A 13,643-nucleotide genomic window follows, 5' to 3' on the forward strand; every position below is an offset into this window, starting at 1 on the left:
GGCTTCATATTAGAAGTGCTTTTAGCTTTAAGGGCGATCCAAGTTTATCTTATCCATTTGATTATCATGGATAAGATGAAGATAAATTTAATTAATACTGACCTTATCTTAGCTAGCAGAGACAGATATGGCTATTTAGCGCTAGATTATTTGCTATTGGCGAGGTGTTTAAGAATCTTTCGTGAAAGGGGCTCACCTTGCATCACTTCTTCCGCTTCTTCTAAGGTTTGCCAAAATCCTATGCTCTGATCTGGTAGACAATCATTGGTTACCTGCTTTATGGCTTGCCAAATAGGCGTTAATTCGTTTTCAACAAAGTTGAGAACCTCAGAAGTAGGCCTGACAATAATCGCACGTTCATCCCTTGGGTCCGTTTCACGAGTGCAAAAACCAATGGATTCAAGTTTGGTAACTGTTTGGCTAATGGATGAATGAGTGAGACCGGTTTCTTCGGCGAGCTCTCGTATGGAGAGCAGTTCACTGCTATGGGCACAAATTAATGACACCACAGGAAAGTGTCTAGGGTTAAAATCTATGCCCTTGGCCTTATACACAGCTTTGATTTCAGAAGAGAGGTAATCACTAAAACGGCGCATCCTGGAGCCTAGGGCAAGCCCTTCCATTTCTGAAATCCAATCTGACATAGCATTTTCTCTTTTGCAGTTATTTGCAGCAAACTCTAAAGGGTTTGACTCAGTTTCTCAATATCATTTATATTACTTGTAATATAAATGTTTATACAAAAGCATTTCTCACTAGGGAACTTAAAGTGAGAATGGCTAATAAGATAGAGGAAACCGCATGGATTTTAATACTTGGATTATTTTTACTGTCACCATCGCTTTGGTGATTGCGATTCCTGGTCCCTTAACCTTATTAATGGTGAATAGCTCTATTAATGTGGGTATGCGTAAATCTATGCCAATTATTTTAGGGGGCAGTACTGCCTCTTCTATTTTGATTAGTATTTCTGCCATAGGTTTAGGTGCTGTTATTGCGGCATCAGAAACCTTCTTTTATCTGATTAAATATCTAGGGGCTGCTTACCTTATCTATCTTGGTTTTAACCTTTGGATGTCTTCAAAACCAGCGAACGAAGAAGGGCAAGAAGAAGCCCCAAAAAAGCATCAAAACCTCTTATTAAAGAGCTTCACCTTAGGGATTACTAACCCAAAAGATATTGTATTCTTCATTGCTTTTTTACCTCAGTTTATTTCCACCCAAGAGAGCTATGCCACTCAGCTAGCTGTGATAGTTGTAACTTGGTTTGCTGTCGATTTTCTATGTAAGGTGCTCTACGGTATCTTATCTAGAATGATAGTGGGGCGTATTAATAGTGTTCGTAAGACCAGTGTGCTTGATAGGGTTTCTGCTGTGATTTTTGTGGCGGCAGGCGTAGCGGCCACTATTTAGTGCTTATTTATGAAGAGAGCTTAAACGAAAGTTTAGGCGCTCTTAAATATAGGTATGCTGTATGATTAAATTGAAACAGCTGAGTGTCTTTATCTTATAATGATAAACACCACTTTATTAGACGGGTATTAACTTAGTCTAATCCTCTCTTTTTTGACTTTTACGTATTAAATGTAAGGTTATTCAAGGTAATCTAGCGCCCATATTGCGCTATTTCACGTCTAGTTTACTTAAGATAAACTAATTTTATGGACAAGGGTTCATAAGGTGTTTACTCTTTCCCATCGCAATAAAATACCTCCTTTTTCCTAGCGGGAAAAAGTCATTGTTTAACCTAGGTTTTTTTATAAAAAAACACCTAACAAAAGTTAAAAAATAGGGAACACATTGCTGTGATGGCGTCTAATAAGCTTCATATAAAATGGTATCTTGCAGCCATTGGTGTGTTATTACTGGCCATTGTTTTCTATATCAATATTCTAATTGTTAATAATCAACAACAAGAACTTTCCCGTGTTAGCCAAGATTTACGTGCTTCTATTATTGGTAAGCTGCAAGGCAATCTTGACTATATAAATTTATTGGCTGAAATGCGGCGTCGAAATGAAGTGGATGCCCAAAGTTTTGAAAGCCGAAGTAGTGCTTATCTAAAAGCCCACCCTGAACTGATTAACTTTACCTGGGTTGATCAAGATTTTTACATACGCTCTGTATCGCCCTTAAGGGGTAATCGCCAAATTTTAGGTTTGCATCTAGATCTGGCAGAGCCCGCCCGTGTTTCTGCTTTAGCAAAAAAAACCAAGCAGGCCCATTACACCAAGGCCTTCGAAGCCATCCAAGGAGATTGCTCCTTTGAGGTCTGGTATCCGGTTTATCGTGATAACGAATTCTTAGGCTTGATCGCTGGTGTTTATTCTTGCGAAAAACTGCTTAGATCCGTATCTGTTTCAGTTTCTTCTATCTCAAACCATTATCTGGTGGGGTTAACTGACAGCAAAGATTCTTTCTTTATCTCTCTGAATCAAAGACAAAATGCAGATATGGATAATAACCATAAGGTCAAGCTAGGCTTGGAAAATGACCTTGTGGTTTCTGTCACTCGACTTAAAACAAGCTTTGGCGATATCAACTTATATATCTTGTTTTTGGCAATTGTTTTATTGATTGTACTTGCCTCTATTACAGGTCTTAAGCTGAAGCGCGATATGGCTAAACGAGAAACCTTGTTAGAAGAGCTAAGGCAAGCTAACCATTACATATCTGAATCCGAATCTCGATTTAAGCTAATTTTTGATTCCTCTCCTGTCGGCATGATCTTGGTTGATGATGCGGGGCACATAGTGGATGTAAACCAGTTTATTTGCCAGATATTTGGCTATGATGTGCAGCACCTGTTGCAGAAGTCTATTGATTACCTAGTGCCAGAAGAACAAAGAACGGGCTACATTTGGGAGCAAGGTAAGTACCGCCCTATCAGTCCAGATGTAGATAAAGCCCTGATGTCTGATCTTGATGCTTTTACCGGTCTATGTGCCAATGGTGAAGTCATCTCAGTACAAGTCGCCTTGGCACCTATCAAGTTATTGAGTCGCTGGCATACCTTGGTTAGCGTGATTGATAACACAGAGCGTAATCAGTTGTTTGATCAACTTAAAATACAAAATAATAAGTTAAACCAAAGTAACTCTAGCTTGGTTAAGGTCAACGAACAATTAGAGCGTTTTGCTTATATTTGCTCCCATGACTTACAAGAGCCTGTGCGTATGGTACAAGGCTTCGGCCCTCTATTAGAGACGCAACTCGAAGGTAAACTAGACGAAAAGAGTCAGAAATACCTCCATTACATGGTTGATGGGGCGAATAGAGCGCGGGATATGATAGACGACATTCTCGAATATTGTCGCTCAGATAAGGTGATTACTAACTATCAAAGTGTTGATCTAGGAAAGACTTGTCAGCATGTTAATGAAACCCTATTAAATCAATTTGCTCAGCGTAATGGGCAATTTATTTGGGAAGAAAATCTGCCTCACTTGCCTGCTGTACCTTCTCAGTTGTTCCAGTTGATACTGAATATAGTGAACAATGGTCTCAAGTTTAATCATAGTGAAACGCCGCTGGTGGCACTTAAGGTGCTTTCAATTGATGATCACTGGCAAATTCGTATTACTGATAATGGCATAGGCATCGCGTCCCAGTATCAAAAACAAATTTTTAATATCTTTGAGCGCTTACATGGCAATAGTGAGTTCCCGGGTACAGGGATAGGCTTAGCCAGTTGTCAGAAGATAGTAGAACGTCATTTTGGCTCTATACACTTAGAGTCACAACTAGAGCAGGGCAGTACCTTTATTATTAACTGGCCTAAGCAACAAAAAATCTAGCAACAAATTAAAGAGGTAAATAAAAAGGCTGATGGAATCGATTAACATCTTATTGGTAGAAGACAACAAAGGTGACATTGAATTAACAAAAGAGTCTCTAAGTCGTGGTAAGTTGAAAAACACACTAACCGTGATTGAAGATGGAGAGTCGGCGTTAAATTACTTAAATAAGCGAGCACCTTATGAGGATGTTGAACGTCCAGATATTGTTTTGCTTGATTTAAACTTGCCAAAAGTGAGTGGTCGTGATGTTTTAAAATCTTTAAAACAGGATGAGCATTTAAAGGATATTCCTGTGATTATCCTATCCAGTTCTAAGGATGCTTTTGACATTAAAGAAGCCTATCAGCTGCATGCAAACTGCTTTGTCAGCAAGCCTGTGTCTTTAGATAGCTTTATTCAAGTGGTTCAAAGCATAGAATCTTTTTGGATTGATATTGTTAAATTGCCAAGTAAATAGGTCGCATTAATATGTCCGAACAAGCCAAGACTGACGAGATGTATACGCCCAAGTTGCAAGAATTCTCCTATGCCATTTCTCACGATTTGGGAGCGGCGATTCGGGGGATTAGTCAGTTAACTGGCTTGTTAGAGCAAGACATAAGCGAAAAGGTAAGTGACAAAGAGCGTTATTGGATGCAGCTGATAAAAGGCAGTGCTGATAAGGCTCAGGCCATGATAGATGCGATGACTCTTTATACGCGCCTGGAATCGACTCGAGAAGCGAGTGTAGAGATCAATCTTCATCTCTTGATTGAAACAATGCTGGCGAAATGTTTAGATGAAAACGCTGAGTTACTGAATACCAATTCACCTGATGTTAGTTTGAACTTGCAAGAGGTAAATTTGCTAGCGATTACAAGCCATTGGAAACTGCTTTTAACCTCATTAATTAATAATGCTTTGCAGTTTCAACAGTCAGATCAGACTGGCAAAGTGGTAATTAGCCTGAATAGGCTGACAGAACAAAGGGCGAAATTGGTTATTGAAGATAATGGTATTGGTGTGAGTGAATCTAAGTTGGCAGGTTTAACAAAGCCTTTTAGTACCACAAGAAATCACCAAGACTCACCCAATCTTGGTATGGGGTTGAGTTATTGCGCGCGTATTGCACAACTTAATCAAGCAGGTTTATATTTCGGTGAATCAGAGTTAGGTGGATTCAAGGTTGAATATGAGTTTTCTATATAGGACGTAAAATGTATAACTCGCTACTAGAGCATGACAGTCATAATGAAAATGTCTTCCTACTCGCCGAAGATAATCCGGTAGATGCTGAAATCGTCAGGGCCATGCTGGACGAGGCCTACGATGGTAAGTTTACTCTTGTGTGTGTGGATCAGTACTCTGAGATCGCAGGCGCACTGGCAAAACAAGCTTTTGATCTACTCATACTGGATATGAACTTGCCTGATAGCACAGGTTCAAGAAGTGTAACCTTGCTAAGAGAAGCCTACCCAGATTTGCCCATAGTGGTTTTGACAGGACAAACAGACCTCGAAATCGCGGTAGAATCACTTAAGCTTGGGGCGCAAGACTTCCTCACTAAAAACGATATTACACCTCCTCTTCTTGCCCGCAGTTTTTATTATGCTAAAGAGCGCAGAAAGTCTGAACAGGCATTACAGCAATCCTTAATTGATATTGCCGATCGTAATGAGCAACTTAACCAGCTCGCTTATACAGACCATCTCACCAAGCTACCCAATCGCACTCAATTTGAAGCAGAAATAAATCATAGGCTGAAAAACGCTCAAGCAGAAAAAAAGCAGTTTGCACTTCTTTATTTGGATCTAAATAACTTTAAAACGGTGAATGATAATTTTGGTCATATTGTAGGGGATGAGCTACTGATTCAGGTGGCAAACCGGTTGCAAATAACCTTAGAAGCAGGGGACTTTATTGCTCGTATGGGAGGCGATGAGTTTCTTATTTTCACCGATCTTATTGATAGCAGTAATAGAGAAAGGGTAGATCAGCTGATTGAAAACATACTCTCAGCCTTTGATGCACCATTTACGATAGATCGTAAAGAGATTCAAAGTCAGCCAGCTATTGGCGTTGCGTTTTATCCAGAAGCGCATAGTGCCGAACTTCTGATGAAGCATGCCGATTGTGCTATGTATGAGGTAAAAGCGAACCCAGAGTCAGGCCAATTTGTACGTTTTTATACTGGGGAAATGGAAGAGAAATATAATCGCAAAGTGATGATAGCCGCTCAGCTTGATCATGCGATTAAGCAAGATGAGTTTGATGTTTTCTTCCAACGTATTGAGGACATTCACCAGCCAAACAGCTTGAATTATGAAGCCTTACTTCGCTGGAACTCTGAGCAGATGGGGCCTGTCCGCCCAGAGGAGTTTATCCCAGTATTTGAAGACAGCCCGATTATTAATCAGCTCACCAAGATAGTGTTGAAAAAGTCTCAGAGACTTATCAAGCAGCTAGATGCCTCAAATATTAAGCTAGCTAGCATTAAAATTAATGTGACAGCTTCACAATTATCCAGTGCGAATTTTAGCCGTATGTTTTTATCTTGGCTGGAAGAGCTTAGCCTTTCACCTTCAGCTTTTTGTGTGGAGTTAACCGAAAGGCAAATGGTTAAAAATGTTGCTACCTGTATTAATCAAATTGAAGAATTACGTGAGGCAGGGGTAAAAATTGCCTTAGATGACTTTGGTGCAGGTTATTCCTCTATCAAGCTGTTGCTTGAGTTTGCCATTGATTATCTCAAGCTAGATATGTCTTTGATTAAAGACATTGAAAAACACAGACGTAATCAAGCCTTGGTATCTGGCATTATTGAAATTGGCCATAGAATGGGCATGAAGGTTGTGGCTGAAGGAGTGGAAACGCTAGATGAATATCAGACGTGTAAAAAACTGCAATGCGACATGATACAAGGCTACTACTTACACAGGCCTGAGCCACAAGAAAGTCTTTTAGAGAAGACATTAGAGAGTCAAACGTCAAACAAAACAGCGTTAAACAAACAAGCACCAGAGTTAGCTTAACTTTGGCGCAGTAAGTGTACTTTCTCGGGCAAACTAGGTGTTGAAAATAGCCGCTAATAAACCGCGATAGGCGTTGTTTCCTGCTTGTTTATCGCCACGGCCACGGTTTAAAACTATGGCTCCACGGTTAACTGAAATTATCATGGCGGCAAGTTCGTCTGCTTGCCACTTACTGCTTAGTTGGCCTTGTTCTATCGCCAGCTGGCACCTTCTCTCAAGGCATATAAGCATATCATCTAAACCATTTTTGATTGAGTCTTTGGCAATAGAGTCTTGGGCACTCATTTCCAAAGCCGCTAGGCTGGCTAGACAACCTTGATCCATTTTATCGTCATCAAACCCACCAACAAGATAATCGCAATATTCATAAATAGCGGTTTTAAAGTCGGCCTGTTCAAGCTTAGCTAAGGCCTTGCTTGTGTAATGTAAGCGAAACCTTTCAAGGCAGGCTGTGTATAGACCATCCTTATTACCAAAAGCATTATAAATACTTGATTTATTTAACTTTGTTGCCTTCTCTAAATCAGAAAGTGAGGTGCCAGAAAACCCTTTATCTTTAAAAAGTGACATGGCTGAGTCAATCGCAGCATCGGTATTGAATTGTTTATTTCCACTCATAGCCTATTTTTCCATTCAAAAAATAACATTGACATCTTGAACTGATCGTTCCAAAATAATCTTGAACCGATTGGTTCAAGACTTGGTTAGTGTAATTTATTCTATCCACTTTGTCTTTAGAACTAGTCGGTAATTTTTAATTTAAGTAAATATGGTAATCCTATGACTAGCCCAAATTTAACCCAAGATCTCCCCAAAAAACCTATCCCACTAAGAGTTACTTTCATTTTGAATGCCCTAATGATGGTACTGCCTTTTGTATTTTATGCCGTTTTTACTAGCCAAAATATTCAAGTTGGTACGCTAGACCCTCAATGGTTCTTGTATACAGGCGCCGCTTATATTGCGAGTTTCGCTTTTTTAGTGAGTTTTATTTTAAAGCGTAACTTTGTCGGCTTTAGAACCATGTTCTTTGTTAATTTTGTGATTGCTATTCCTTCTGGCGCTTACATAGGTATGGTTATCGCACTGGTATCTTTTGGGTTAAGTTTTAATCAAAAAATCAAAGCGTATTTTTTAGTAGATTAGACTTGATAGCAGATGAAAATCACCTAAAAGAAGAGGTAAGCAAAATGGCATCCTACCTACATGGATCATGTATTTGTGAAAAGGTTAAATATGAAGTCAAAGATGACTTTATGAGCTTTAAGCTTTGCCATTGTCGCTTATGCCAAAAAGCGTCAGGCTCTTCGAATGTAGCCAATGCATTTACCTTGGTAGAGAATATAAATTGGCAGCAAGGAAAGAGGCATTTGAAAAGTTTTGATGTACCCAATAGTCAGGTAAGACGGGTATTTTGTAAAACCTGTGGGACTTCCATGCCATTTGTAACACAAAATGAAAGGTTACTGGTTGTCCCTGTTGGTACGCTTTCAGTCCAGCCTAAACTTCCTCCTCAGGAAGTTAGGGTCTGGCATGAAAGGATGTCTTGGTATGATGAAAGTAAAAGTCTAGAGTCAGTATTATCAAGTTAAAAACGAGGGAAAGGCTTAGCGACAGGATTGACTTGAGCCGCGCTGTAACGATAGCGTAACCAAGCTTCCTGGTTTGAGTAAACTTGTGTGCCATTGGCATCTTGCAGTATCCAATCTGCTTCCCAAGGGGCGTGTACACGATTGCCATTGACATAAAATTTGACTACTTCACTTAGAGGGAAGTTTGGATCATCCCAATAGCGACAGCAAAAGGCTAGCTCAGATGAAGTGATTGCAACATAATCGTCTTTATTGGGTAGGCTGTCTTTTCTTGCCATAGTGCCAAGATCTCCTAGACCATCTAGAACAAAATGAACCTTAGCATGAACGCCACGGTATAAATGGGATGATGCCACCATCGCAATACCACCTTTACAAGCTCGCCTCACTCCTTTAACCATTCTTGCATGGGCCCAATAATGTTTGCGAGCGGTTCTTTCTCCTTGTGCTCCTGCTGCTTCTCTGTTTCGCATAAACCCGAAATTAATATGAGTATCTTTTTTAAGTTTTGCTTCTGACATACTAAAAACTTCAGTTGGGTTGTAGCGACTATTAAGCAAACCAGTGGAAAATACTTGGCGTGTTGCTTCACTTCTCACTAATGTTGGTGCGCTCGAACCCTGTTGAATGCTGGTGGTAGCTTGTCTTTGAGAAGTATTAAAAAAACCTGTTCCATTCCATTGACGTCCAAACGCTAGTCCAGTACCTATATTAGATGCATTATTATAGTCATCGCACTGAAGAGGGCGTCCTGCTGGCAATAAATAGGGAGCATAGGATCGTGCATTTGCAATGCCATACATTAAATCAACGTACTCAGTAGTTTGGTCCATTGTGGCGTAATAATTTAAAAAATTTTTTCGATTTGTTAAACGCCCATTTGTGACTTGGTTTAACACAATACCTTGAGAGATGGCGGCAAGGTGAAAAGCAACATAACGTATTACGCGCTTATATTTAGTTCGTTTAGCTTGGGACATGCGAGAAATACGTAAACTAACTGCCTGCTTTAAAATACTGGCTGGTGGGCGAGATAGTAATTCACGAAGACTGTCTAAGCTTGAATTACCAAAGTTGATGTTTGGGTGACATTCTCTAGCAAGGCGATCAAATTCAGTAAGCGAAAAAGTAACAGGGGCGTTGTTGATAGTAAAAGGCATAACAAATCCTTGTAGTGGCAATTAAAAAGTAGTGAAGGCGTTAATCCTGCTGCCTTAAGTTTTATATTATTAAAGAATTCTTAAGGTAAGCTTAACTAAATTAGAAAAAACTTATGAAAGCGACTTTTTGTTTTAGTTCATTTCTTTAGACCAAAAAAAAGCAGAAAGCTTTAATTAAATAAAGACTTCCCGCTTTTCGTTATTTTAGTTTGAAAACTTGTTTAGATTAAGCTTCCCTAACGGCGTTTAAAGTCCACCTTGGGTTAATTTCGCTGGATCTAGCAATTGTGTTAGTTCCTCTAAACTAAGGTCTGTATTTTCCTTAGCCACATCAATAACCGGGCGGCCTTCTTTATAGGCTTGTTTAGCGATTTCTGCTGCTTTTTGATAGCCGATAATGGGGTTTAGCGCGGTGACTAGAATAGGGTTACGAGCTAGGGCTTCTTTTAGTTTGTCTTCTTTTACGGTGAAGCTGCTAATGGCTTTATCTGCCAACAAATGGCTCACATTACTAATTAACTGAATACTCTCTAATAGGTTACGAGCAATCAAAGGCAGCATGACATTCAACTCAAAGCTGCCAGATTGTCCGGCCACTGTGATGCTGGTGTCATTGCCCATTACTTGGGCCGCGACCATAGCAGCGGCTTCTGGAATGACGGGGTTCACTTTACCCGGCATGATAGAGGAACCTGGTTGCAGGGCCTCTAATTCAATTTCACCTAAACCGGCTAGTGGGCCTGAGTTCATCCAGCGCAGATCATTGGCTATTTTCATCAAAGAAACCGCTGTGGTTTTTAACTGGCCTGAAACTGATACGGCAATATCTTGGCTCGCAATATGAGTAAACAAGTTAGCCGCTGGGGTAAATTCAATCTCTGTTAAAGCAGATAACTCTTGGTTGAAGGTCTTAGCAAAGTCGGGGTGAGCATTGATGCCTGTCCCTACTGCTGTACCACCTTGGGCCAAACTTTGTAATGCAGGTAAGCTTAATTCAATGGCTTGGATATTTTGTTCTATTTGTGTCGACCAACTTAATAGCGATTGATCCAAACGAACTGGCATCGCATCCATAAGGTGAGTACGACCTGTTTTTACATACTGCTTCACACTCTCAGCTTTTGCTTGGATGCTAGCTACAAGGTGCTTTAGAGCTGGCAGCAGGCTTTGATGTATTTCTAACGCGGCACTGATATGAATGCTGCTTGGGATAATGTCATTACTGCTTTGGCCATAGTTAACATGGTCATTCGGGTTAACTTCAAAGCCAGCAATACGAGAAGCGAGAGTCGCTAAGACTTCATTGGCATTCATGTTAGAGCTTGTGCCTGAGCCTGTTTGGAATACATCAACAGGGAAGTGCTGGATAAAATTCTCTTGGGCAAGTAGTTCATCGACCGCTTGAGTTATAGCGTGGGAAATTTCTTTATCTAATAAACCTAATTTTAGGTTAGCTTTAGCGGCAGATTTTTTAGCAAGCAATAATCCACGAATAAAAGCAATCGGCATGCCCTGACCACTAATGGGGAAGTTATTAATCGCACGCTGAGTTTGGGCAGAATAGAGAGCGGATTCTGGGACTTCAAGTTCACCCATACTGTCACGTTCAATTCGAGTTTTCATCTTGGTTCCTTATGGTGTCTGGCGTTATTTAATAAAATTAGGAGAGAAATAGTGGGAAATCACATTAATTTCGGATAACAAATCCTGTAGCTCACTTTGTTGCTGAGGGCGTTTAACAATACGGTTTAAGCTACATAGAGGCCTGGCAATATGATCTAGGCAAGTCACACGCCAATGGTCAGGGTTCATAGTGTCGGCAAAGGTTTCTAACAAAAATTGTACTATCCCTATATAACTTTTCCATTGCTCTTCAGGGGTTATTTTCTGGCATCTACCTTCTTCGAAGGCTAACCAGATAGAAAGTAAGGCTGGGTTATTTGGCTCCATGCCGTAACGTATTTTATTTTTCAGCTGATCTATCATGATGAGGGCTTACTGCTTGAATATTAAATAAATTAACGATAATGAGAATTGTTATCATTAAATAATAAGCTCAGTTAAAGGTCAAGCAAACTCAAAAATCAAAGGAAAATAGCCATAAATTAGGCTTATTCATAATGTGAAATCGATAGGGTCAAACTTATATGATAAATACTAGATCCGTATATTAGGGGTATTGCTACTTGTTTGTTTTTCAGTCAAATTGTCTGAATACAAATAAGGTGCTCGCGTTAAAGGATGTTAAATCGCAGTGATAAAATGGTTTTTGTGCTCTTGTTTTTGCTATTTCTGACCTGTTTAAATTCCATTGGAAATAGTTAGAGTTGATTATTAATTCATTTAAAAACAAATTCTTATAATGTTTTTTAGATAAGTTTTAGGTTTTTAATGCGATTTTGATAATGATTTTCGATAAACAATTCTTCTGATCTAGTCAGCGTTTTTAGCTTGATAACATTATCTTGCTTGAAAGTATCAAATTGCCTAGAGATGAAACAATTGTTTTATATCTATTGATTATAAAAATAATTAAACAAAGACATAATTGATCTAATTCAAGGGTTTTGAACACATGACTTAGTTAATTTGTTTTGCTAATGTTTTTATCTCGATTTGGTAGATCAACACGAAAGTCACTGCCATGTACCTAGAACTGTGGGTGCATGGCCAGATTTATGGCATGCACCCTTTAATAAGAGTGCGTGTTATGACAAAGCAATCTGTTTTATGGATAAAATCACCTCTTTCGACCTTTACGGCCAATAGTGAAGATGCCAGCAATGGTATCTTGATACAGGGTCAAACCATCCTTGAGTTGGTGCCAAAAGGTCAAAGCCCCAAGCGTCAGTATGATCAAATTTTTGATGCCAGTGCCCATGTGCTTATGCCTGGTATGGTTAATACTCATCATCATTTTTATCAAACCCTGACCCGAGCTTGTCCGCCTGCTTTAAATAAAAAACTCTTTCCTTGGTTACAAACCCTTTATCCAATTTGGGCCAAACTCACACCAGAGCAACACGCTTTAGCCACAGAGCTGGCCATGGTGGAGTTACTGCTAAGCGGTTGTACCACGGTAAGTGATCATCACTATTTATTCCCTGAAACCTTAGTCAATGGCATAGATCAGCAGGTAGAAGTTGCGCAACGCTTAGGCATGCGTGCGACTTTTACCCGAGGCTCCATGAGTTTAGGCCAAGATCAAGGTGGCTTGCCGCCTCAGTCCGTTGTGCAAAGTGAAGAGACCATCATGGATGACAGCGCTCGTTTGATTCAGGCTTATCATCAAAAAGACGACCTTATCGAAATAGCACTCGCCCCTTGTTCTCCTTTTTCTGTCACACAAGATTTGATGAAGAGCACGGCCGCACTGGCGAAAGAGTTCGATGTGAATATTCATACCCACCTTGCTGAAACAGAAGATGAAAACAATTTTTGCTTAGAAATGTTTGGTCAAAGGCCATTGGACTATTTAGAGACAGTTGGTTGGTTGCATAACAAAACTTGGTTAGCCCATGGTATTCACTTTAATGATGTAGAAGTGAAACGGCTTGGCGCTGCCAAAGTAGGGATATGTCACTGTCCTTCTTCCAACATGGTATTGGCCTCAGGAATTGCCAGAGTGAAAGAACTTGAAGCGGCCGGTGTTCGTGTTGGTTTGGGCGTTGATGGCTCGGCTTCTAATGACCATAGCAACTTGATGCAAGAAATTAGACAAGCCCTTTGCATACAAAGGTTGAGATACCAAGCAGATGAGTTTACTCACCTTGATGCCCTAAACCTTGCCACAAAAGGCTCTGCGCAGGTGCTAAATCGCCCAAATATTGGGCAGTTAGCTGTGGGTATGAAGGCGGACCTCGCACTTTATAAATTAGATGAACCAAGGTTTAGCGGCAGTCACGATCCATTAGCGGCCATGGTGTTATGCGGTGCTCATAAGGCTGATGCTGTCATGATCAACGGCCAATGGAAAGTGCAACAAGGGGTCTGGTTAGAAGGGGAGATTGCCGAGTTAATGCAAAAACATACGGCAGCGGCAAAAGCCTTATTTCAGTCGGCTGGCTATTAAAAAGCCAC

General features: G+C 40.1%; 13 protein-coding genes. 8 read left to right on the plus strand and 5 right to left on the minus strand.

Annotation, left to right across the window (positions count from 1 at the left end):
- Nucleotides 1-146 precede the first annotated feature (146 nt).
- Nucleotides 147-644 (minus strand): MarR family transcriptional regulator, encoded by a 498-nt coding sequence (locus tag TW85_RS06140; RefSeq protein WP_046016212.1) that lies wholly within the window; start codon nt 642-644, stop codon nt 147-149.
- A gap of 157 nt (nt 645-801) precedes the next feature.
- On the opposite strand from TW85_RS06140, the gene TW85_RS06145 reads away from it, so the two are divergent.
- From TW85_RS06145 to TW85_RS06165, 5 genes are all read left to right on the plus strand, one after another.
- Complete coding sequence (locus TW85_RS06145) at nt 802-1,413, plus strand: LysE family translocator (protein WP_046016213.1); 612 nt, start codon at nt 802-804, stop codon at nt 1,411-1,413.
- Nucleotides 1,414-1,808: 395 nt separating this feature from the next.
- Nucleotides 1,809-3,797, plus strand: a complete 1,989-nt coding sequence (locus TW85_RS25340) for an ATP-binding protein (protein ID WP_052701933.1) — start codon at nt 1,809-1,811, stop codon at nt 3,795-3,797.
- A 31-nt stretch (nt 3,798-3,828) separates the two neighbouring features.
- Complete coding sequence (locus tag TW85_RS06155; protein WP_046016214.1) at nt 3,829-4,257, plus strand: response regulator; 429 nt, start codon at nt 3,829-3,831, stop codon at nt 4,255-4,257.
- Nucleotides 4,258-4,268: 11 nt separating this feature from the next.
- Complete coding sequence (locus tag TW85_RS06160) at nt 4,269-4,988, plus strand: HAMP domain-containing sensor histidine kinase (protein ID WP_046016215.1); 720 nt, start codon at nt 4,269-4,271, stop codon at nt 4,986-4,988.
- 8 nt (nt 4,989-4,996) lie between these two features.
- On the plus strand, nt 4,997-6,811 hold the full coding sequence (locus TW85_RS06165) for a GGDEF domain-containing response regulator (RefSeq protein WP_046016216.1): 1,815 nt from the start codon (nt 4,997-4,999) through the stop codon (nt 6,809-6,811).
- A 33-nt stretch (nt 6,812-6,844) separates the two neighbouring features.
- On the opposite strand, the gene TW85_RS25345 is transcribed toward TW85_RS06165, so the two are convergent.
- A complete protein-coding gene (locus TW85_RS25345; protein ID WP_052701935.1) occupies nt 6,845-7,429 on the minus strand; it encodes a TetR/AcrR family transcriptional regulator in 585 nt (194 codons plus the stop codon).
- A gap of 162 nt (nt 7,430-7,591) precedes the next feature.
- Between TW85_RS25345 and TW85_RS06175 the strand changes: the two genes are divergently transcribed.
- Entirely contained in the window at nt 7,592-7,957 is a 366-nt protein-coding gene (locus tag TW85_RS06175) for a hypothetical protein (RefSeq protein WP_046016217.1), read from the plus strand.
- A 44-nt stretch (nt 7,958-8,001) separates the two neighbouring features.
- A complete protein-coding gene (locus TW85_RS06180; protein WP_046016355.1) occupies nt 8,002-8,403 on the plus strand; it encodes a GFA family protein in 402 nt (133 codons plus the stop codon).
- On the opposite strand, the gene TW85_RS06185 is transcribed toward TW85_RS06180, so the two are convergent.
- The 3 genes from TW85_RS06185 to TW85_RS06195 form a co-directional block, all read right to left on the minus strand.
- Entirely contained in the window at nt 8,400-9,563 is a 1,164-nt protein-coding gene (locus TW85_RS06185) for a hypothetical protein (RefSeq protein ID WP_046016218.1), read from the minus strand. The genes TW85_RS06180 and TW85_RS06185 overlap by 4 nt on opposite strands.
- Nucleotides 9,564-9,809: 246 nt before the next feature.
- Nucleotides 9,810-11,186 (minus strand): class II fumarate hydratase, encoded by a 1,377-nt coding sequence (locus tag TW85_RS06190; protein WP_046016219.1) that lies wholly within the window; start codon nt 11,184-11,186, stop codon nt 9,810-9,812.
- A gap of 24 nt (nt 11,187-11,210) precedes the next feature.
- Nucleotides 11,211-11,549 carry a hypothetical protein gene (locus tag TW85_RS06195; RefSeq protein WP_046016220.1) on the minus strand — a complete coding sequence of 113 codons (339 nt, stop codon included), beginning with the start codon at nt 11,547-11,549 and terminating at the stop codon, nt 11,211-11,213.
- Nucleotides 11,550-12,207: 658 nt separating this feature from the next.
- Here TW85_RS06195 and TW85_RS06200 point away from each other — a divergent pair.
- On the plus strand, nt 12,208-13,635 hold the full coding sequence (locus tag TW85_RS06200) for an 8-oxoguanine deaminase (RefSeq protein WP_238326172.1): 1,428 nt from the start codon (nt 12,208-12,210) through the stop codon (nt 13,633-13,635).
- The last annotated feature ends 8 nt before the right edge of the window (nt 13,636-13,643 follow it).

The sequence above is a fragment of the Marinomonas sp. S3726 genome (assembly GCF_000967665.1).
In the GTDB taxonomy this organism is placed as follows: Bacteria; Pseudomonadota; Gammaproteobacteria; order Pseudomonadales; family Marinomonadaceae; genus Marinomonas.